General features: G+C 60.6%; 21 protein-coding genes. 11 read left to right on the top strand and 10 right to left on the bottom strand.

Annotated elements, in window-relative coordinates; all coding sequences use genetic code 11:
- The first annotated feature begins 4 nt into the window (after positions 1–4).
- Both ABX74_RS25075 and hisF read left to right on the top strand, forming a co-directional pair.
- On the top strand, positions 5–838 hold the full coding sequence (locus ABX74_RS25075) for an inositol monophosphatase family protein (RefSeq protein ID WP_047889936.1): 834 nt from the start codon (positions 5–7) through the stop codon (positions 836–838).
- The gene (gene hisF / locus ABX74_RS25070; protein WP_021344485.1) at positions 835–1,608 is read left to right on the top strand and encodes an imidazole glycerol phosphate synthase subunit HisF; all 774 of its coding nucleotides are present in this window, start codon (positions 835–837) and stop codon (positions 1,606–1,608) included. Before ABX74_RS25075 ends, hisF begins: the two co-directional genes overlap by 4 nt.
- Here hisF and ABX74_RS25065 read toward each other — a convergent pair.
- Entirely contained in the window at positions 1,605–2,222 is a 618-nt protein-coding gene (locus tag ABX74_RS25065; protein WP_029255504.1) for a TetR/AcrR family transcriptional regulator, read from the bottom strand. The genes hisF and ABX74_RS25065 overlap by 4 nt on opposite strands.
- Positions 2,223–2,340: 118 nt before the next feature.
- On the opposite strand from ABX74_RS25065, the gene ABX74_RS25060 reads away from it, so the two are divergent.
- Positions 2,341–3,822 carry a flavin-containing monooxygenase gene (locus ABX74_RS25060; protein ID WP_047889935.1) on the top strand — a complete coding sequence of 494 codons (1,482 nt, stop codon included), beginning with the start codon at positions 2,341–2,343 and terminating at the stop codon, positions 3,820–3,822.
- Positions 3,823–3,843: 21 nt separating this feature from the next.
- On the opposite strand, the gene ABX74_RS25055 is transcribed toward ABX74_RS25060, so the two are convergent.
- Positions 3,844–4,365 (bottom strand): universal stress protein, encoded by a 522-nt coding sequence (locus ABX74_RS25055; RefSeq protein WP_020969784.1) that lies wholly within the window; start codon positions 4,363–4,365, stop codon positions 3,844–3,846.
- A 101-nt stretch (positions 4,366–4,466) separates the two neighbouring features.
- Here ABX74_RS25055 and hisI point away from each other — a divergent pair, with 101 nt between their 5' ends.
- The 4 genes from hisI (at position 4,467) to ABX74_RS25035 (ending at position 6,246) form a co-directional block, all read left to right on the top strand.
- Positions 4,467–4,814, top strand: a complete 348-nt coding sequence (gene hisI / locus ABX74_RS25050; protein ID WP_003942390.1) for a phosphoribosyl-AMP cyclohydrolase — start codon at positions 4,467–4,469, stop codon at positions 4,812–4,814.
- Between the two features lie 6 nt (positions 4,815–4,820).
- Positions 4,821–5,114 (top strand): DUF1905 domain-containing protein, encoded by a 294-nt coding sequence (locus ABX74_RS25045; protein ID WP_047889934.1) that lies wholly within the window; start codon positions 4,821–4,823, stop codon positions 5,112–5,114.
- Between the two features lie 24 nt (positions 5,115–5,138).
- Positions 5,139–5,765, top strand: a complete 627-nt coding sequence (locus tag ABX74_RS25040) for an SRPBCC family protein (protein WP_047889933.1) — start codon at positions 5,139–5,141, stop codon at positions 5,763–5,765.
- 73 nt (positions 5,766–5,838) lie between these two features.
- On the top strand, positions 5,839–6,246 hold the full coding sequence (locus ABX74_RS25035; protein ID WP_047889932.1) for a DUF2784 domain-containing protein: 408 nt from the start codon (positions 5,839–5,841) through the stop codon (positions 6,244–6,246).
- A gap of 60 nt (positions 6,247–6,306) precedes the next feature.
- Here ABX74_RS25035 and ABX74_RS25030 read toward each other — a convergent pair whose 3' ends face one another.
- Positions 6,307–6,732: a nitroreductase/quinone reductase family protein gene (locus ABX74_RS25030; RefSeq protein ID WP_047889955.1), complete on the bottom strand. Its 426-nt coding sequence runs from the start codon at positions 6,730–6,732 to the stop codon at positions 6,307–6,309.
- 109 nt (positions 6,733–6,841) lie between these two features.
- On the opposite strand from ABX74_RS25030, the gene ABX74_RS25025 reads away from it, so the two are divergent.
- Both ABX74_RS25025 and ABX74_RS25020 read left to right on the top strand, forming a co-directional pair.
- On the top strand, positions 6,842–7,264 hold the full coding sequence (locus ABX74_RS25025) for an ArsR/SmtB family transcription factor (RefSeq protein ID WP_047889954.1): 423 nt from the start codon (positions 6,842–6,844) through the stop codon (positions 7,262–7,264).
- On the top strand, positions 7,261–8,313 hold the full coding sequence (locus ABX74_RS25020; protein WP_047889931.1) for a cation diffusion facilitator family transporter: 1,053 nt from the start codon (positions 7,261–7,263) through the stop codon (positions 8,311–8,313). The genes ABX74_RS25025 and ABX74_RS25020 overlap by 4 nt, the downstream gene beginning before the upstream one ends.
- 13 nt (positions 8,314–8,326) lie before the next feature.
- Here ABX74_RS25020 and ABX74_RS25015 read toward each other — a convergent pair whose 3' ends face one another.
- Positions 8,327–8,938, bottom strand: a complete 612-nt coding sequence (locus ABX74_RS25015; RefSeq protein ID WP_019748763.1) for a glyoxalase — start codon at positions 8,936–8,938, stop codon at positions 8,327–8,329.
- Positions 8,939–9,255: 317 nt separating this feature from the next.
- Here ABX74_RS25015 and ABX74_RS25010 point away from each other — a divergent pair, with 317 nt between their 5' ends.
- A complete protein-coding gene (locus ABX74_RS25010) occupies positions 9,256–12,360 on the top strand; it encodes a multicopper oxidase family protein (RefSeq protein ID WP_223258002.1) in 3,105 nt (1,034 codons plus the stop codon).
- 58 nt (positions 12,361–12,418) lie between these two features.
- On the opposite strand, the gene ABX74_RS25005 is transcribed toward ABX74_RS25010, so the two are convergent.
- The 4 genes from ABX74_RS25005 to ABX74_RS24990 are packed head-to-tail and all read right to left on the bottom strand — an operon-like array spanning position 12,419 to position 14,556.
- Entirely contained in the window at positions 12,419–12,820 is a 402-nt protein-coding gene (locus ABX74_RS25005; RefSeq protein WP_223258001.1) for an SDR family NAD(P)-dependent oxidoreductase, read from the bottom strand.
- A gap of 40 nt (positions 12,821–12,860) precedes the next feature.
- The gene (locus tag ABX74_RS25000) at positions 12,861–13,112 is read right to left on the bottom strand and encodes a hypothetical protein (protein WP_019748736.1); all 252 of its coding nucleotides are present in this window, start codon (positions 13,110–13,112) and stop codon (positions 12,861–12,863) included.
- Positions 13,109–14,041 (bottom strand): universal stress protein, encoded by a 933-nt coding sequence (locus ABX74_RS24995; RefSeq protein WP_021344470.1) that lies wholly within the window; start codon positions 14,039–14,041, stop codon positions 13,109–13,111. The genes ABX74_RS25000 and ABX74_RS24995 overlap by 4 nt, the downstream gene beginning before the upstream one ends.
- A complete protein-coding gene (locus ABX74_RS24990) occupies positions 14,038–14,556 on the bottom strand; it encodes a flavodoxin domain-containing protein (protein WP_020907987.1) in 519 nt (172 codons plus the stop codon). Before ABX74_RS24990 ends, ABX74_RS24995 begins: the two co-directional genes overlap by 4 nt.
- A gap of 244 nt (positions 14,557–14,800) precedes the next feature.
- Between ABX74_RS24990 and ABX74_RS24985 the strand changes: the two genes are divergently transcribed.
- Positions 14,801–15,175, top strand: coding sequence for a hypothetical protein (locus ABX74_RS24985; RefSeq protein WP_021344468.1), 375 nt, complete (start codon positions 14,801–14,803; stop codon positions 15,173–15,175).
- A gap of 6 nt (positions 15,176–15,181) precedes the next feature.
- Here ABX74_RS24985 and ABX74_RS24980 read toward each other — a convergent pair whose 3' ends face one another.
- Together ABX74_RS24980 and ABX74_RS24975 are read right to left on the bottom strand one after the other, a co-directional pair.
- Positions 15,182–18,427 carry an HAD-IA family hydrolase gene (locus tag ABX74_RS24980; protein WP_047889929.1) on the bottom strand — a complete coding sequence of 1,082 codons (3,246 nt, stop codon included), beginning with the start codon at positions 18,425–18,427 and terminating at the stop codon, positions 15,182–15,184.
- Positions 18,424–19,422 carry a zinc-binding alcohol dehydrogenase family protein gene (locus ABX74_RS24975; protein ID WP_020907984.1) on the bottom strand — a complete coding sequence of 333 codons (999 nt, stop codon included), beginning with the start codon at positions 19,420–19,422 and terminating at the stop codon, positions 18,424–18,426. The genes ABX74_RS24980 and ABX74_RS24975 overlap by 4 nt, the downstream gene beginning before the upstream one ends.
- Positions 19,423–19,444: the final 22 nt, after the last annotated feature.

Genomic DNA, 19,444 nt, shown 5'->3' with positions numbered 1-19,444 from the left:
CCAGATGACTCCGACGCGTGACCTCGACGAACTTCTCGCGATTGCGGGTCGGCTTCTCGATGGCGTCCACGATCAGTTCGTCGCCGGTGTCGGCGCCCCGAGTGCGGTCCGCAAGGGCTGGGGTGATTTTGCCACCGAGGTCGATCTTGCGCTCGAGAAGCGGTTGACCGCGGAGTTGTTCGAGCAGACCGGCATCGAGGTGCACGGCGAGGAATTCGGCGGCCCAGACGTCGGTTCGGGGCTCGTCTGGGTTCTCGACCCCGTCGACGGTACTTTCAACTACTCGGCCGGATTGCCCACTGCCGGAACACTGTTGGCGCTTCTCGACGATGGTGTCCCGGTACTCGGATTGACCTGGCTTCCGTTGATCGCTCACACGTACGCCACTCGTGCCGGCGGTCCGTTGTTGGTCAACGGAATCGCCGTACCGCCGCTGGAGCCAACCGATCTGGCGTCGTCGATCGTCGGATTGGGTGCCCTCAACGTCAACAGTCGCGGCCGGATCCCCGGCAGTTTCCGTCTCGACCTCCTCGCCGAGATCAGCAAGGTGTCCTCGCGGATCCGGATACACGGCTCCACCGGAGTCGATCTCGCTTTCACGGCGGCCGGCATCCTGGGCGGAGCGATCGTCTACGGCCGCAACGCGTGGGACAACGCGGCCGGGGTCGCTCTCGTTCGCGGTGCGGGCGGGGTGGTCACCGATCTGGCCGGCAACCCGTGGACCGTAGAATCGGAGTCGGTGCTCGCTGCCGCCCCGGGCATCCACGGTGAGATTCTCGATATCCTCAACGCGCTCGGTGATCCGCGCGCTTCGTCCTCAGGAGGACCACAGTCATGACCCTCGCAGTTCGTGTGATTCCGTGCCTCGACGTCGACGCCGGACGAGTGGTCAAGGGTGTCAACTTCGAGAATCTTCGCGACGCCGGAGATCCCGTGGAACTCGCGGCAGCGTACGACGCTCAGGGCGCCGACGAACTGACCTTCCTGGACGTCACCGCCTCCACGTCGGATCGTGGCACGATGCTCGACGTCGTAAGTCGTACTGCCGAGCAGGTTTTCATTCCTCTGACCGTCGGCGGTGGAGTGCGCACGGTCGCGGACGTCGATCGTCTGCTGCGTGCCGGTGCCGACAAGGTCAGCGTCAACACCGCGGCGATTGCGCGCCCGGAACTGCTCAAGGAACTGAGTGAGCGTTTCGGCTCGCAGTGCATCGTCCTCTCGGTCGACGCCCGCACCGTTCCCCAGGGGCAGCCGGACACACCGTCGGGGTGGGAGGTCACCACGCACGGGGGCAAGCGCGGCACGGGCATCGACGCTGTCGAGTGGGCCGAGCGTGGTGCCGAGTTGGGAGTGGGGGAGATCCTGCTCAACTCGATGGACGCCGACGGCACCAAAGCGGGCTTCGACCTTCTGATGATCCGCGCTGTCCGGGCGGCAGTCCACGTACCGGTGATCGCCAGTGGCGGTGCCGGCGTGGTCGAGCACTTTGCCCCGGCAGTCGAAGCGGGCGCAGACGCAGTTCTCGCAGCGAGCGTCTTCCACTTCGGCGATCTGAGCATCCCGGAGGTCAAGGATGCGATGCGTGCCGAGGGAATCGTCGTTCGCTAGGCGTTCTCGGCGCGGATTCCGTCGAACATGAGGCGGCTGATGGCTTGGTTCAGCGTGGTGCAGTCGACGGACGAATCGGCTCGCAATCCTTGAATCGCACTTGCCAGCATCATGCCGTTGACGGCCTGCGCAGTGTTGTCGACGTCGAGGTCGGCGCGTAGATAGCCGCATTCGACTCCGTGATGCAGGTACGCCGCGGTCAAGGATGCCGACTGGTCGAGTAGATCGAGCATCCGGCCAGTGAGATCGGCGTCGACGCCTGTCGTCTCGAAGAGCAGAACCCGCGGAATGCGCGGGTCGTCGAAGAAGATGCGGGGGAGCGCTTCGGCGATGCGACCGACCTGGGCGCGGTACTCGTCCAATGTATTTGCTGCGTCAGGGGCATTTTCGACGGCGAGTGCGCTGATGATCTTTGCGATCAGATCGTCGATGACGTGGTCGATGATGTCGCGCTTGTTCTCGAAGTACCGGTAGAAGGTCCCGTGACCGATTCCGAGAGTTGTTGCGATATCGGCAATTCCGGTCGCGTGGTAGCCGCGTTCCGCGAAGCACTCGAATGATGCGTCGATGATCTCGCGGCGCAATTCCGCTTTTTTTCGTTCCGCTCGGGTCATGGCCTTCGTCACGTCTGGAATGATACCGTTCTCAATAACGGAATGACGTGTCAGTTTCTGATGTGCAGTTCACGGGTGCGTGGTTCATGGGTGTGCAGTTCATGAGAGGGATTCTCCGATGGCAGTGCAGTACGACGCAGTAGTGGTGGGGGCGGGCTTCGGCGGAATGGGTGCGGCCATTCAACTCAAGCGGATGGGCCTGGACAACCTGGCGATTCTCGAGCGTGAGGACGATCTGGGTGGAACCTGGCACGTCAACCGCTATCCCGGTTTGGCTGTCGACATCGCGTCGGTCACCTACTCGTATTCGTTCGAGCCCAATCCGAACTGGTCCAGGCTCTTCGCACCGGGTGCCGAACTCAAGAAGTACGCCGATCATGTCGCGGACAAGTACGACCTGCGGAAGCACATGACGTTCGGTGCCGTGGTCAACGGAGCCCGCTGGGACGAAGATTCCTCGCACTGGGTCGTATCCGTGGAGGGGGCACCGGACATCACTGCCAAGTACCTCCTGACTGCGACGGGTTTCCTCTCGCAGCCCCATCGACCGGACATCTCCGGTATCGATGAATTTGCGGGCAAGATCATCCACACCACCGCCTGGGACGATTCCTACGACTTGTCGGGCACCAAGACTGCAATCATCGGAACCGGCGCCACCGCCGTGCAGTTGATCCCCGAGGTGGCGCGGCAGGCCGCAGAGTTGACCGTCTACCAACGCACCCCGATCTGGGTCGTTCCCAAGATCGACGTCCCCATTCCGAGCGCAGTGCAGAAGCTGTTCTCGCGCATTCCGCTCACCCAGCGAATCGCCCGCGCTGTCAGTTCGTCGATACTCGAAATGATCATGGTCAGCGCGGTCCTGCATTACAAGCAGGTCAAACTGTTGAACAAGGGCGCTGCAGCCGCATCGCGAGCGTTTCTGCGGTCGCAGGTCCGTGACGCGCATCTCCGCAAGCAACTCACACCGGACTACGACTTCGGGTGCAAGCGACCCACGTTCTCGAACAGCTATTTCCGTACCTTCACCAAAGACAACGTGCACCTCGAAACCACGTCGATCGACCACATTGCTGCCGACGGAATCGTCACGGCCGACGGCCGCAAGACCGAGATCGACACGCTGGTGCTGGCAACGGGATTCAACCTCTGGGATGTGAACTTTCCGGCCATCGAGGTTATCGGCCGTGAGGGCCGAAACCTCGGTAAGTGGTGGCGCGACAACCGTTTCCAGGCCTATGAGGGGGTCGCGGTTCCCTACTTCCCCAATTTCCTCACGCTCGCCAGTCCGTACTCGTACAGCGGGTTGTCCTACTTCACGACTATCGAATCCCAGATGCAGCACATGGATCGACTGTTCGGCGAGGTGAAGCGGCGTGGCGCGGAGACGTTCGAGGTCACCGAAACCGCCAACGCCGAGTTCCTGGACCGGATGACGGAGAACCTCGCGGACTCCGTCTTTTACGGCGGCAGTTGCCAGACTGCGCGGAGCTACTACTTCAATCAGCACGGGGAGGCTGCGATCCTGCGGCCCACGTCTACACGCAATGCGTTTGTCGAAGCGAAACGCTTTCCGCTCGAGGATTATTCGATCAGCTAGGCGGGCATGCCCCGTGTTCGGCTATCTCGCCGATCTGACTCCGCTCGGAACCGAAATCACGGGATAGCGGTTCTGCCGGTTCAGTCGGGAAGAGACCGAGCTGTGTATCAGTTGGCTCACCGCGGAGGCAGCGCCTTTTCGCGGTGAGCCGATCACGATGGTGAAGGCGTCGTACTTGTCCGCGGTCGCGAGGATGACACCGGCCGGGTCTCCGTAGGTGCAGTCGTATGTCCAGGTGTCCGTGTGCGAGGCAAGTGTCGAGGTTGTCTGTTCGCGTTGCGACACCATCTCGTCGTGCAGACGCGTTTCGAACTGTGGTGAGTCGGTTTCGACAGGCAAGTCCTCGGACGTGATGCAGTGAACGACGTGGAGTGCTGAATCCTCCTTGGCGGCAAGCGTCAATCCGTAGCTGACGACATTCTTGCTGCTCAGGCCTGCGCCGATCCCGACAACGATGTGGCGGGTCGGGACGCGATCGGTGCTCGCGTTCACGAGGTGGCAGGTGTACTCCGGGTGTGGGCCGTCATGACGTTGATGGTTCATGTCGGATCCTCTTCCAGAGCGAGAAGCGAAGAAACTTCCATTCTACGGCGACCAAGCAGGGGAATTCCACGGAAGTCACAGGTGGAAGGTATAAACGTCATATGAGTCTTGATCCCGCAATCGCGGCGAAGCTGAAGCGAAACGACGCCGGACTGTTCAGCGCGGTTGCGCAGGAGAAGTCGACCGGTGATGTGCTGATGGTCGCGTGGATGGACGACGAAGCGCTCGCGCGAACACTGGAAACCCGTAAGGGGACGTACTATTCGCGCTCGCGCCAGCAGTACTGGGTCAAGGGTGAGACGTCGGGGCACACCCAGTACGTCCACGAAGTGCGACTCGACTGTGACGGCGATTCGGTCTTGCTGATCGTCGATCAGGAGGGCGCCGCGTGCCACACCGGCACTCACACCTGTTTCGACACCGACGTCCTACTCGCTGCGGAACAGTGACACGAGATGGCCGCTGACCAGACTCCACAACCGCTCGATTACGCCTTCACCGCTCCCATCGAGAAAGACGGGGCGTTTGCGACATTTCTGACGGTGCCTGGTTCGGCGGAACTTCTGGGAACCAGGCGCGCTGTGAAGGTGGTCGGGACTCTCGATGGTGAACATCCCTTCGAGGCGACGCTGATGCCGTCCGGTGACGGTCCACACTGGCTTCCGCTGCGCGTGGCGCTCTGCAAGGCGATCGGCAAGAGTGCCGCTGGAGAAGAAGTATCGGTACATCTACAGCAGCGACTGAGCTGAAGTTTTCCCGAACCAAGGAGCGTCGTGATCGACAGAGCGGTTGATTCGTTGCAGGTGGTAGCGCGAGAGCTGAGCCCGTTCGGCGGTGACGAGTCGAAAACACGCACGTTGCGCATGTCGCGGACCCTCGCGGCGCCCATCGGCACGGTCTGGGCGGCGATCACCGAGTTCGACCGCATTCCCCAATGGTTCATGCCGGTCGGGGGAGAAGCCAGGATCGGCAGCCACTATCAGCTCGAGGGCAACGCCGGCGGCGAAATTTTGGCGTGCGATGCTCCTCGAACGCTTCGCATCACCTGGGAATACGGCGGCGATGTGAGCTATGTGACTGTGAATCTCGCCGAAAAAGGCAGTGGTGCAACGCTGTTCGACTTCGAACACGTCGCGGACGTGGCGCCGGATCGGTGGGCCGAGTACGGTCCAGGTGCCGTCGGTGTCGGGTGGGACATGGGACTGCTCGGGCTGGCTCGCCACGTGGAACTGGGGATCGCGACGCCACTCGAGACACCTGAGTGGTCGGCGAGCGACGAGGCCAGGGCATTCATCGCGGGAAGCAGTGAACTGTGGGCCGAAGCTGCGATCGCATCGGGCGACGACCCGGATGCAGCTGCAGCCGCCGCTGCTCGCACGACCGCTGCATACACCGGGTAGATCACCTCTACGAGGACTAACATCGGATTAGTCTGGTTGTTGCGGGACTTCCGCGCCACGAGCGGAGACGACGATGGTGTATCGGCTCATCGAAGTAGTGACGGTGTTCGTCCACTTCGCGTTTGTCTTCTATGTGGTGTTGGGTGGGTTCGTGGCGTGGAAGTGGCGTCGTACCATCGGTTTTCACCTTCTTGCAGTCGTCTGGGGAGCCGGTTCGATAGCGGTCGGATATGACTGCCCGCTGACCAATCTCGAGAACTGGGCCCGCCGAATGGCCGGTATCGCGGAGTTGCCGTCCACCGGATTCATCTCGCACTACATCACCGGCGTGTTCTATCCGGCGAGTATCGAAGGCCTGGTACAGGCGCTCGCGGCGACAGTGGTTGTCGGATCCTGGGTCGGATACGTGCTGCTCGGACGGCATTCGAAGGCTCTCGGACGGCATTCGAAGGCTGAGGTCAAAGCCTCTTCAGCGACCTAATTCCGTACAAACGATCCCTGCCGTTTCCGAATGGAAACGACAGGGAGGCGCTACCTGGATTTACGCGCGAGTCAGTGCCACCACCGGAATTGTGCGGATCCCGGCTGTCTTCTCCGCATATTCGGCAAATCCCGGGTATCGACTGGCCTGCTCGTCGTAGATGCGGTCACGCTTCTCGCCGGTTACTTCGCTGACGGAGACCGGGTATGTTTCGGTGCCGATCTCGACCTCTGCCTGGTCGGTGGCAACGAGGTTGTAGTACCAGTCGGGGTTGGTCGGGGCACCGGCCTTGGATGCAAAAACGTAGATGGTCTTCGGATCCTGCTCGTCTGCCAGATACATCATGGGACTCACGGAATCGCGTCCGGATTTGCGTCCTGTGTGGTGGACCAACACCATGGGCGCACCTTCGAAGGGGCCACCTACCTTGCCCTCGTTCTCCCGAAATTCCGCAATGATTCCTGCGTTCCAATCGTCGGTACTCATCGTTGTCTCCCGGTCTGCGAGTGGCGAAGGGCTCTGCCGCCAAGCTTTGCACAACTGGTGAATCGACGAGAGGTCATCTTCGGCGTCCAGCATGATCTACTATCTACGTATGAACGCAGATAGTGGTGTTTGTCGCCGCAAGCTTCCCGATGATCAAGTCGACCTCGTAGTCGAGGTGTTCCGGATGCTGGCCGACGCAACCCGTGTGCAGGTTTTGTGGGCATTGGTAGACCGTGAGTGCTCGGTGAACGAACTGGCGGAACGCGTCGGCAAGCCGGCGCCCTCGGTGTCGCAGCACCTGGCGAAATTGCGCATGGCAAGGTTGGTACGAACGCGCCGCGATGGTACGACGGTGTTCTATCGCCTGGAGAACGACCATGTGCGCCAACTGGTTACGGACGCGGTCTTCAATGCGGAGCATGCCGGACCCGGATTGCCGGGGCATCACCGTAGTGAAGGTGAACTTCGGAAGATACACCCGGAGCGCTCGGCGAAGGTCGATCGTAGCGATCAAGAAGAAGGTGCGTCATGACGCACGAACCAAAGACGTCCCACGGCCACGGCCACGGCCACAGTCACGGCCACGGCCATGTCCACGGCCCGAAGGGGTTTCGATCGGCAGTTCGCGAAGTGTTCTCCCCGCACAGTCACGACGCTGCCGACAGTGTCGACGACGCATTGGAATCGAGCGCAATCGGCATCCGGGCGGTCAAGATCAGTCTTGTCGCGCTCGGAGTCACCGCAGTTGCTCAGGTTGCGATCGTGGCGATCTCGGGTTCGGTGGCGCTGCTGGCGGACACCATTCACAACTTCTCCGACGCGCTCACAGCAGTCCCACTCTGGATTGCCTTTGCGCTCGGTCGGCGCGCTGCAACCAGGCGCTATACCTATGGTTTCGGGCGTGCGGAGGATTTGGCCGGACTGTTCGTGCTCGCCATGATCGCACTGTCGGCAGTGATCGCCGGTGTCGAGGCGGTGAGGCGATTGATCAACCCGGTCGAGATCGAGCATCTCGGTTGGGTAGCGGCGGCAGGTTTGATCGGTTTCATCGGAAACGAATTGGTGGCGTTGTATCGGATCAGGGTCGGCAGGCAAATCGGTTCAGCGGCCCTGGTGGCCGATGGATTGCATGCTCGGACAGACGGATTCACCTCGCTCGCAGTCCTTCTGGGGGCCGGGGGAGTTGCGCTGGGTTTCCCGTTGGCAGATCCGATCATCGGCCTTGTCATCACCGTGGCCATCGTGGCGGTGCTCAGGACTGCAGCCCGAGACGTCTTCCGGCGGTTGATGGACGGCGTCGAACCGGAGTTGGTGGACGGCGCCGAGCATGCATTGATGCACGAACCCGGAGTCCTCGGTGTTCGTGATCTGAAGATGCGGTGGATCGGACACCGACTGCATGCCGATGCAGAACTCGACATCGATCCCCGGGCAACGCTTGCCGAAGCTCACGCGATTGCACACAGCGCCGAGCATTCGCTCACTCACGCGGTACCCAAACTCGCTACCGCCTTGGTGCATGCGTACCCGGCGCATGACGCGCCGAACTCCGAGGTCGGATACCGATCGCCTTCCCGGTGATCTGTGCCTGATGTCAAGCGGACGCGACTTCCCAGGCGAAACCGTCAGGATCCGCGAAGGGTTCGGACGCACCGGTGATGGTGATTCGGTGCGATCCGGTGCCCTCGGGAGCGAGCCCGGCGTCCTTTGCCAGGGCGCCTCGGCCGTACAGTGCCAGCGTGACATTGTTTGCTGCGCTGGTGAATTCGACGTACTTGCGGCCGAAGCTCTTCGACACCTCGAGGCCGTGGTCGAGGTAGAACTGCTTGCTGGCCTTGACGTCTTCGGCGCCGAGCAGCAGCACGAGGCTGTCGATTGTGCGGGTGGCGGGTTCATTGTTCTTCTTCGACGACGTGGCGATCTTCCAGATCGAACCGTCCGGAGCCTGAAGGACTCCGCCGTATCCCCAGAGGGATTTCTTCACCGGCTTCAAGACGGCGGCACCGGCTGCGAGTGCGGCGCCGACGAAGGCGTCGACGATGTTCGGTTGGGAGACGACGAGCGAAAGGGTGTACCCACGAAACCCGGTTGTCGGTTCGTTCGATTCGCGTAGCTGGATTCGATCTCCGACGCCGAGAGCGTTGTAGAAGGCTTCGGCTGCGACGAGGTCGGGTACGTCGAGGATCACGGATTGCGCGGTGGTCATCCGGGCGCTCCCTGCTGATGTGTGGATTGACGACGTGTGGTCGGAAGTGGACTTCTGTGGTGTGTTCATGTGTTTCAACGTAATTGCGGGCCCCTTGGCTGTGCTTCTCGATTTCTGATCGGTTTGCTGAGACTGCTTGCAAGGTGCAGCGCTCGAGCGGGCACTAGGTGGGCAATTTGTCGTGAATGTACTGTTCAGCCGATGTTTTCTCGATAGGCTGATGAGCGCTGATCGGACGTATCTCACGCCACCATGGAACGGGGAAACCAGTGATCGCACTGCGAGGAAGGTCGTTAGCCGCAGCAGTAGTGGTGTCCATGACGATGGCGTTGGCCGCGTGTACGTCCGCTGAATCGGCGCCCGAGGTGGGCGCCAACTACGGCTCGGACGGAACCGCCGTCGACTACCGGGAGCCGGTGAAACTGAGTAGCCGAGATGGTGTTCTCGAGGTGCGCTTGTCCGCTCATCAGGGAGTGATTCCGCTCGATACCGCTTCGGCGCCCGTGTCGAATTTTCTGCTCTTCGGGTACGAGGTCATCCGCGGTACGGCGTCGGACGGATCGACCTCGGCGAGTGACGTCTATCCGGCGCCGACTCTCCGCGTCAATCCCGGAGAGCGATTGATCATTCATTACGACAACGATTTGCAGGATCTCACGATCGAGGACTTCTACGATCCGGCATTCACACCGGCGGGCGGGGACGTGCCGATCTATCCGCCGGCGCTGACGTCGGCTCCGCTGAATCTGCACACTCACGGAGTGCACGTGAGTCCGGACGGCAATGCGGACAACGTGTTGCTCAACATTCCCGCCGGCCAGGGAAACGTGTACGACTACGCGATTCCGGGGACGATGCCGAACGGTCTCTACTGGTACCACAGTCACCGGCACACCCTCACCGCCCAGCAGACGTACATGGGCTTGGCCGGGCTACTGGAAATCGGCCGGCCGGACGGGAATTTGCCTGTCGTGACGGCAAACGACGTTCCGATTCGCGATATGGCACTGCAGTACAACTTCGTATTCGACCGCAAAGGAAAGGGCCGGCAGCTCAACGACGCGAACTGGCCCCAATTCGTCAGTACGTTGACGCCACCCGCCGGTACCGAATTAGCCGACGGGACGTACCGTCCGAGCCTTGCTCCGGTGAATTTCTCGGACACTACCGAGGGCGCGCAGTATTTCACCAACTGGTACGCGGGACCGTTGTCCCCGGCCAATCATCGTGGACAGAATCAATTCGTTCCAGGCAATCTGCAGAGCTTCGTGGGTGAATCGACGAGTGTTCCGGCCGATCCCTCACTGCCGGACAACCAACGCGATGTGCAGTACACCGTGAACGGTCAGTTCCAGCCGTCGCTGAAACTGAAGCCGGGGCAGACCGAGATCTGGGTGCTTGCCAACATCAGCGACTTTGCCTACATGCCGGTTACGTTGACGGAAACCGCAACCGGCACCCATCCGAAGTTCGCAATCGTGGGGCAGGACGGAAACCCGTTCGACGAGGTCAGGCCACCCGTGGACGGGGACGGAACCAGGCTGGTGATTCCGCCGGCCTCGCGCTATGCAATCGCCGTGACGATGCCGGAGTCCGGCGATCTGGTGCTGGAGATGCCACCGCTGGAAGGTGCGAAACCGGTGAGCAATCCGGGAATTCTCTATACCAACAACGGTACCGACAATCCGCCCGCCGAACTCGGAACCGTCACCGTCGACCCGTCGGTGATCAGTTACGCGGACGGATTCTTCACGTTCCCGACTCAGCAGTTGATCCGCGCGACGCCAGACGAGGGCGAAGGGAAGACGACTCCCTTCGAGTTCGGACAGAAGCTCGATACCTACACCTCGTTCGTGGATACAGCAGCGATGACGCCCGACGTGACCCGCAACCTCACAGTGTCCGGTGGGTTCGGAAACGAGAAGGCCAGCAACAGCGATCCGAAGGCCTTCACCTACGAATTCGCCGACAACACGTTCCCCAACATCCCGCTGATTCAACCGCGGCTGAATTCCGTTGAAGAATGGAAGATCACGAACCTCAACAACGACGAACACCCGATGCATATTCACGTGAACGACTTCCAAGTGATGGAAGTCGTTGATCCCGTCGCAGGGACGACGACAGGGGTTCAGCCCTGGGGGATCGACAATGTGAACGTGCCTGCTCCGGTGACTGACGAGAATGAGAATGCTCTCGAGCCTGCGTCAGTGACGTTACGAACGAAGTTCACCGAGTACACCGGAACCTTTGTGATTCACTGCCACCGACTCAATCACGAGGACAACGGTTTGATGGCTACCGTCAGCGTGATTCCCGAGGTATCGACGTATGCCGTCGCGATACCTGGTTCGGCCGGCGTGCCCGCCAAGGTGCAGATATTCGATGCCAACGGCGACAAACTGATCACCGCTGTGACGCCCTTCCCGTCGTTCGAAGGCACCCCGAGTGTTGCGATGGCGGACGTGAACGGAGACATGGTGCTTGATCTGGTCGCTGGAACAGGTGCAGGCTCGGCTCCGGAAGTGGTGGCGTACAACGCAGTCGGCGGCGTGCCGTTCACCGACGAGTTGGCAAGATTCGCCCCCTTCGATGTGGGTTTTCGTGGCGGAGTGAACGTCGGCGGCGTCGATATCGACGGAAACGCATTGGCGGACAACATCATCGTTGCGTCGGGCCCGGGGATGGAGTCGCAGGTCAAGATTTACTCCACCGACCTTCCGGCGGACAAGAGGTCCGCACCCGCAGAATTCGGTTCGTTCTCGCCGTACCCGGGATCGAGTAGCGGAGTCACGTTCGCAACCGGAATGGTTGACAGTCACTCCGGTCGAGCGAGCATCGTGACAGCACCCGGTGCGGGCGAGGAGCCGTTGATCAAGACGTTCCGCTACGACCTGTACGAACCGACGGCGATTGCGCAGGGCGACTCCGATGAACACGCAGGTCATACGGCTGGTCCGGCAACGACATCACAGTTCTTGGCATTCGATCAGGGCTACCGCGACGGGGTGTCTCTGTCGACGGGTTGGGTGGCCGGCGCCGAGGGCGGCGCAAAGTCGATAGTGGCAGGCATGCTCGGAGGAGAAGGATCAATCCGTGTCTTTTCGAGTGGATCCAGGCTCGACGGTGCACCCGAGATGTACCTCGAGAGTCCAGATCACCATTCGACGGACGTGGCATTTCGGGAGGTTGCAGCGTTCGACCCGTTCACCGCTCCAGGGTCGGGTGTGGGAGTGGCCACGACGAGCACGACTACCGGCGCGGATCTCCTCGTCAGCGGCAGCAACGGAGCGGGTGCCGAAGTTCGGAAATTCACTCTCGGTCGTGCAGATCCGTCTGCGACCACATTGACACCGACGCTTGTGGGAACGCTGCCGCCCTATCCCGTCGGCGGGGGAGCGCTGCCTCTCGGCGGTCGATGATCGATGTCGACAGTATGGACTGATTGCGAAGTCGGGATCTGAGCACGGAATCAGATTTTCATCGATCCTGACCCGAGAGAACCCTCACGATTGCACCTCCGCCCGCGGTTGTCAGGGACTTTGCAGCACAGTGTATTCCGAGCCATGCTCCGTACAGGTTGGTATTCAGAACATGTTTGAACTGCGTGGGGCGTTGTAGTTGCACGCTTCCCGGCTCGATGATTCCGGCATTGTTGACGAGGACGGACAGATGTCCGTAAGTTGACTCGGCTGTGTCGATGGCGGATTCCCAACTCTCCGGTTGTGTCACGTCGAGACGCTGGAACGCCACGCGGTCACCGAGTTTCGATGCTGTAGCGTTTCCTTCTCCTTCGAGGAGGTCGCCGATGAGGACTCCGAACCCTTCTTCGGACAGGGCTTTGGCGATGGCCGCACCAACCTGGCCCGCTCCTCCGGAAATGAGAGCACTTCTTCCGTCGTGGTCGGTTATGCGTAGCCCCTCAGTTGAAGTTGTCGGCCTTGCTGTCGAGATAGCTGATGATGCGTTGCCGCGCCAGTCGTTCGCTGAGTTCAGGTCGGGCTTGCGGTGTTGTCCAGGACAGATCGTCGAGGCAGCCCATCATGACGATGTTGATGCATTCCGCCGAGATGAGTCCCTTGAACTCCGCGTCGAGTCGATTGACCGTGGCGGAGTATTGGTTGCGGTCCGACGGCGAGTTCGGTGGCGATTGGGGTTCGAGGTGCGTTGTCACTTGTTCTGGTCCTTCTGGCGGGTGGGGGACGAAACGATCAGCAACGGGCAGGACACTGTGTGCATGAGACGGCGACTCGTGGAGCCGAGTAACATCGATGAGAATCCGCCCCGTCCTCGCCGACCCACGAGGACGAGTTGCGCTGATTTCGATTCGATTTCCAATTGCCTTGCAGGATTGTCACGTACGACGACACATCGAACGGCGACGTCGGGGTACTCCTCCCGCCACCCCGCAAGCCTTTCCGCCAAGACCGCATGCTCGGCGGTTGAGATCGTGTCCCAGTCCAGCGATACACCGTCAGGGTCGGAGCGAAACACGGTTGTAAGGTCGGAGTCGCTCCAGGCATGGACTGCAGTGAGCTCCACTCCGTGGAGTGAAGCGGTCTCGAACGCTTCGGCAATCGCGGGTTCGCTGTTCTCTGTCCCGTCGATACCCACCACTATCGGGCCGCTCATCTGCGGCTGTTTCGACTTCGGGACGTTTCGGATGACTGCTACAGGCACGTTCGAATGGAGAACCACTGCCGCGCTGACGGAGCCGAGTATCGCGTCGGCGAATTGATTGAGCCCGTGTGATCCGACGACAAGCATCGCTGCCGTGCGGGATTCGTCAAGGAGTGCTTCTACACCGTTTCCGAATCTCAGCTTGTCGACGATCTGTAATTCTCTGTCTCCCAGCGTCGCTGCGGACAGCAGCGCCTCGGAACGAGCTGTGGAGAGTCGTTCGCGACCAACAGTTCGTTGGTCTGGAAACCGTGGTGCACCGAGTTTGACAGCACCGCCGAAAGTGTCTGCTTCGACAGGCATCACGGACAGTAAGTGGAGCGGTCGAGTGCGAAGTACGGCTTCTCGGGCCGCCCATCGAACTGCGGAAAGCGCCGGTGCCGACCCGTCGACACCCACCACGATTGGTGCTCCGCGGTTCATGATGTCTCCTCTGATTCGAAATGCCGTGTGGTGCGAGCTGTCCCGAGGATCGACTCAGCCCAGGAGCGAACCGAAGCCCAATCCCGGAAGTCGCCTTCAGGCGCGTGAACGACTCGTACGGCTACTCGTTCACCGAACCCCAATCCTTCGCGGTCGAGTTTGCCTGCGAAGGATTTGTGTTCGACTGCACCGGTTTTCTCCATCAAGGTGGCAATGTCGGACGGAACACCGGTCGTGGATTCGCCCGAACCGATCGGTCCCGAGGAGAACAGCCAAACCTGGCGAAGCCGCAATGCATCCGAGAAGCGTTTGGTGAATTCCTCTGCGTCCTTCATCCAGTGCCCCATATAGATCGCGCTCCCGAGAACTATCGTGTCGTACTCGGTGAGTTCGAGAACGTCGTCGGGGTGACGGCGGTCTGCATCCATTCCGCTCTCTCGCAGGGATTTTGCGAGAAAATCTGCGATTTCACTTGTCGAACCGTGGCGGCTTGCGGCCGTGACCAGTGTTTTCATCCAGTGCTCCGCTCGGGAATCAACACGGTGATTGCTCACATGCACTCGCCGTGCTCGGGTGATCGTGATTCGAATTGTGCCGGGGTCAGGGCTTCCTGGTCAGGGCCGCGAGGTGCACGAAAAAGGGTCTTTCGGCCTTCTGATCCGTGTGCCGCCGACACCTGTGATGGTGGTTGTTGTGGGCTAGCGTCGACGGCAGAGATCGACTCGACTCGACCGGTACGACTGCTCAGGAGGCCCGGCAATGAATCAACCGAAAATTGCGCGTTTGGTGAGCGAGACGGGGGATACGGTGACGGTCTCAGGGGGAGAGGGCGCAGTCAGGTCCTTCCCGGTCGGGGTATGGATGCTGACAGATGGTCAGCGGGTAGTGATCGTGGGTGAAGGTGGACCACTGTCGACGGCGACAGTCGACGGCAGCGCCCTGGTCGCTGCGGTCCATGCGCGATGGCCCGGCGCTGTCGTCCTCGAGAGGACGCCTGTCACGGGCAGCGCTGCTGACCCGAGAGCGTATTCGGCCAGGTATGTCGAGGTTCGCGATGACGGCTCCCACGGCGAGCCTGCGTATGCGGATCTGTCCGACGCCGGATTCGCCCTGGGATCGATCGACGCCTCGTGACTGCCCCTAGCTGTTCGGACCCCCTAGCTGTTCGGACTCCACGGTGACCGACGAGCCTGCAGTAAAGGTGTAGCTGGTGTCGTGGATCGAAAGTGTGATCGGTGGAACATCTTTCGTCTCCGATGTCACAGTCACAGCCGAATGGGTGCACTGGATTCGAAGACGGTGGCCACGGTAATAGATCGTGAAGGCAAGTTCACGCAGCTCGAGGGGTAATTGCGGATGCAGCCACAGAATATCGTCCCGGAAATCGAGCCCTGTGTAGCAGCGTTCGAGAATATCGATCGCGCCCGCCATCGCGCCGAGATGGATACCTTCCCTGGTACTTCCGCTCCGAGCGTCGGACAGATCCGCGGCCAGTGCGTCGCGGAGCATGGCCCACGACTGTGATCGGTTGCCTCGCACAAGGACCCAGGTGTGGGAAATTCGGCTCAGTGTCGAACCGTGCGTCGTACGCTCGAGGTAGTAATCGATCATCTCCGGGATCACGGAGGGATCGAACTCGTACCCCAATCGCGTGATCAACTCAGTCAGTTCCTCAGCGGTGAATACGTAGAGCAACATGAGGATGTCTGCCTGTTTCGAGGCCTTGTAGTGGATCGGTGAGTCTCCCTCTGCCTCGAGTATGAGATCCAGGCGGCCGATGTCCCCGTATCGTGACCGGTAGTCGGCCCAATCCAGCTCGGTCAACGCGCCGAAACCCTCGAATTGACTGATCAGGCCGTTGTCGAGGAAAGTCAGGCGCAGTCGCCTGCTCAGTCGGTCCCACGACACCAACTCCTCGTCGGTCACATCGAGGCGCCCAGGGAAGTATCGGTTGTCATTCCGGAGTACCCGAACCGCCTCGACCGCACGTATGAGCGACCATTCCGTCATGACGTTCACGTATGCGTTGTTGTCGATCCCGGTGCCGGGGCGGTCGGGATAGCCGTCATGGAATTCATCTGGGCCCATGACACCGCGGATATCGTATCTGTCGCTGCTCGCGTCGTATTCGGACTTTGCCATCCAAAATCGCGCATTCTCGATGAGTAGATCGACCCCGTGATTACCGAGAAATTCCAGATCGGTTGTCGTTTGCCAATATCGCCAGACATTGTGGGCGATTGCGAGGTTGACGTGGTACTGGCGACGAGAGTGATCGGGTATCCAGCGGGCAGACCTCGGGTTGAAGAGGAAGGGCGGTGTTTCTTCTCGACCGTCGCTGCCGCTTTGCCAAGGAAAGAGAGCGCCGTGCAGGTTCAACCCTCGGGCGTTTCGGCGCGCCCGGGCTAACCGCCGGCACCGATAGAGCAGCAACGACGATGTCAACTCCGGAAGCCGACGCGTCAGGATTGGCACAACGAACAATTCATCCCAGAAGACGTGACCGCGGTATGCCTCGCCATGGAGTCCTCGAGCGGGAACTCCGACGTCGAGATCTGTCGTGTGGGTCGACAGTGTCTGAAGTACGTGAAGGAGTAATACATTCGTCGCCAGAGCGGTGGAGTCTTCCGTAGCGAGTGTTATGCCGAATTGGTTCCAGAGCCAGTCCCAAGCGGCGCAGTGGCGTCGAAACAGTGCGCCGTGATTCTCTGCTTCCTGGACTCGTTGCCACGCGGCGGACTTTGGATCGAGTGTTGACTTATCGCGGGAGGTGAAGAGCGCCGACGTCTTCTCGACGGTGACGGGTTTGGCGACCGTGATTCGGCAGCGGATGACCTGCACGATTCCAGTGTGGTCTGTGTTCACGCGGCGGTTGTGTTGCGTGGTTGATCCGTCGACGTCGGTCAGGCGGAGACGCTCGGCTTGGGTGATGCGGATGTGGGAGCTAGTGGTTTGGACCGTTGCGGAAATGCATTGGTCGCCGACGGTATCCAAAGCGAGGACTTCGAGATGTTTTTTGGCCAGTTTCGAATAGTCCGGAACATTGTTGTTGACGACGTCGGTGGTGATCCCGGATGCGATGTCGATCGATCCATCCCAGTTTTCGGCTGCGACGGTCATGGTGATCGCGGCTACGTGTGGATCGTCCATCGATACGATCCGGCGTTGTCGAATTCGAGTGACGCGACCGCGCGTATCGCGGAATACACTTTCTCTGGAACAGATTCCATGCTCGAGATCAACTGCTTCGTGGTGGTGCGTGACAAGCGCTGATGGGGATTGGAGCAGTTCTCCGTCAGGACCTATGACGGTAAATGTCGTCCAGTCCGGCAGATTGACCACGCTTTCGTCCTCGCGTACGTGTCCGTCCACATCCGAGGTGAGTCGGTTGTAACACCCCGCGACATAGGTGCCGGGATAGTGGAGGCCGTCATCGTGGGACTCAGACAACGCGCCTCGCGTGGCAAAGTAGCCATTTCCCACGGTCGACATGGTCTCGCGAAGGCCAGTGGCGCTCGGATCTATCCCGCGATATTCGAGTGTGGAGTTGGGCTCATTTCCTGATATACAGAGTCGGCATCCAGGGTCGTGGTTATCGCCTTCGCGCGTTGTGGCCGTGACGAAGTGGAAGTTGACCTCGCCGATGGCGGTGACGGCGAGGTCGGCGCCGTTCTCGGTGAGAGATTCGAGATTTTCGCTTGGACCAAGACCGATTCGCAGACCGAATCCACCGGATCGGGCGGCGCGGATTCCAGCGATCGAGTCTTCGACGACGACGCATTCGGCTGGCGGGATCGACAGTCTTCGTGCGGTTTCCAGATAGGTGTCTGGATCCGGCTTGCCGTCCAACCCGAGTAGTGCAATGTCGACGCCGTCGAGTCGGATGTCGAAATAGTCAGATACACAGGCGATCTCGAGTACTCGTCGCGCGTTTCGACTTGCCGACACCACAGCAGTGAGTACGCCGGCGGCGCGTAGTTGCTGAATCCACCTCACGGTCGGGACGATCACCCCGACTCCTTCTCGTTCGAGTTCCGCGAGGAAGAATCGGTTTTTGCGCTCGAGGAGATTATTGACGGTAGTGGCATCGGGAGGATCGTCGGGATGCCCCAGGGGAAGTTCGATTTTCCGCGATTCGAGGTATGACCGGAGGCCCTTCTGTCTTTCTTTGCCGTCGATGAATTCTCGATAGTCCTCGTCGTCGAGTTCTACATCGCCGACGTCGCCGTGCGCGCTCAATTCGTGAAACAGGCGCCCCCAGGCGGCTCGATGGGTATGTCGGGTGTCGGTCACGACACCGTCCATGTCGAACAAGACAGCGCGAAAGACGCGTCTACGAATGATCACCGACGCGTGATCGGAGGTCGCCGCGTGCCAGATAGTCATGGCACCAGCACTGCTGCGCCGGTGACTCGATCTGCCGCCAAGTCTTCCAGTGCCCGATTCGCTCCGCTGAGTGGATAGGGCATGGTGCTGACGCGGAGGTGATGATTGTCTGCGAATTCGAGAAACTCCTGTGCATCTCGCCTGGTATTCGAAGTTACCGATCGAACCTCGCGTTCGTAGAACAGGTGCTTCTGGTAGTTCAGTACAGGCACATCCGTGAGGTGTATTCCGGCGATCGACAGGACGCCGGCTCGGTCCAGTGCTTCGAGGGCAGTGGGAACGAGATCACCGACTGGCGCGAAAAGGATTGCCGAATCGAGCAGTTCCGGTGGATGGTCGTATGCACCTTGCACCGATGCGGCTCCGAGATCGTGGGCCAGTTCGCGCGCGGATTTGCTGCGCGTCATCACATGCACCTGTGCGCCTCGAGCAAGTGCGACCTGCGTCGCAAGGTGTGCACTTGCGCCGAAACCGTAAACTCCCAGCCGCCCACCTTCCGGCAGGTCGGCACGCTCGAGCGCACGGAATCCGATGATTCCCGCACAGAGTAGCGGTGCGAGTTCGTTGTCCGTATACCCAGACGGGAGTTTGAGTGCGAATCCTTCTGATATAGAAGTATATTCGGCAAATCCACCGTTGACATCCCAGCCGGTATAGGTGGAGTTCGGGCACAAGTTCTCAGCGCCGCGTAGGCAGTAGCGACATACACCGCACGTCGAGTGAAGCCACGGAATCCCCACACGATTACCGGGCTTGAAGGCGTCGACAGCCGTCCCGACCGCCTCGACGAGTCCGACAACTTCGTGACCCGGTACGACATTGCGTCGGTGAACAGGAAGGTCGCCTACGGCGACGTGGAGGTCGGTGCGGCACACTCCGCACGCGAGAACACGAACAAGTAGTTCATTCGCGCCGATTTCCGGGCGGGGGACCAGTCGCCTTACAAGAGGATGCGTCCCGAGCGAACCGGGGGCGTCGACATGCCACGACATCATCCACTCGTCGGAGGGCGTGCGG

Source organism: Rhodococcus sp. ARP2 (assembly GCF_001029585.1).
In the GTDB taxonomy this organism is placed as follows: domain Bacteria; phylum Actinomycetota; class Actinomycetes; order Mycobacteriales; family Mycobacteriaceae; genus Rhodococcus_F; species Rhodococcus_F erythropolis.
Note: the sequence above shows the minus strand (reverse complement) of the source record. Positions and strands in the feature narration are given on the sequence as shown.

Coding starts and splice junctions, on each gene's coding strand:
- ABX74_RS25075 (WP_047889936.1), top strand. CDS start 5: ATGACTCCGACGCGTGACCTCGACGAACTTCTCGCGATTGCGGGTCGG.
- hisF (WP_021344485.1), top strand. CDS start 835: ATGACCCTCGCAGTTCGTGTGATTCCGTGCCTCGACGTCGACGCCGGA.
- ABX74_RS25065 (WP_029255504.1), bottom strand. CDS start 2,222: ATGACCCGAGCGGAACGAAAAAAAGCGGAATTGCGCCGCGAGATCATC.
- ABX74_RS25060 (WP_047889935.1), top strand. CDS start 2,341: ATGGCAGTGCAGTACGACGCAGTAGTGGTGGGGGCGGGCTTCGGCGGA.
- ABX74_RS25055 (WP_020969784.1), bottom strand. CDS start 4,365: ATGAACCATCAACGTCATGACGGCCCACACCCGGAGTACACCTGCCAC.
- hisI (WP_003942390.1), top strand. CDS start 4,467: ATGAGTCTTGATCCCGCAATCGCGGCGAAGCTGAAGCGAAACGACGCC.
- ABX74_RS25045 (WP_047889934.1), top strand. CDS start 4,821: ATGGCCGCTGACCAGACTCCACAACCGCTCGATTACGCCTTCACCGCT.
- ABX74_RS25035 (WP_047889932.1), top strand. CDS start 5,839: ATGGTGTATCGGCTCATCGAAGTAGTGACGGTGTTCGTCCACTTCGCG.
- ABX74_RS25030 (WP_047889955.1), bottom strand. CDS start 6,732: ATGAGTACCGACGATTGGAACGCAGGAATCATTGCGGAATTTCGGGAG.
- ABX74_RS25025 (WP_047889954.1), top strand. CDS start 6,842: ATGAACGCAGATAGTGGTGTTTGTCGCCGCAAGCTTCCCGATGATCAA.
- ABX74_RS25020 (WP_047889931.1), top strand. CDS start 7,261: ATGACGCACGAACCAAAGACGTCCCACGGCCACGGCCACGGCCACAGT.
- ABX74_RS25015 (WP_019748763.1), bottom strand. CDS start 8,938: ATGACCACCGCGCAATCCGTGATCCTCGACGTACCCGACCTCGTCGCA.
- ABX74_RS25010 (WP_223258002.1), top strand. CDS start 9,256: ATGACGATGGCGTTGGCCGCGTGTACGTCCGCTGAATCGGCGCCCGAG.
- ABX74_RS24995 (WP_021344470.1), bottom strand. CDS start 14,041: ATGAACCGCGGAGCACCAATCGTGGTGGGTGTCGACGGGTCGGCACCG.
- ABX74_RS24990 (WP_020907987.1), bottom strand. CDS start 14,556: ATGAAAACACTGGTCACGGCCGCAAGCCGCCACGGTTCGACAAGTGAA.
- ABX74_RS24985 (WP_021344468.1), top strand. CDS start 14,801: ATGAATCAACCGAAAATTGCGCGTTTGGTGAGCGAGACGGGGGATACG.
- ABX74_RS24980 (WP_047889929.1), bottom strand. CDS start 18,427: ATGACTATCTGGCACGCGGCGACCTCCGATCACGCGTCGGTGATCATT.
- ABX74_RS24975 (WP_020907984.1), bottom strand. CDS start 19,422: ATGATGTCGTGGCATGTCGACGCCCCCGGTTCGCTCGGGACGCATCCT.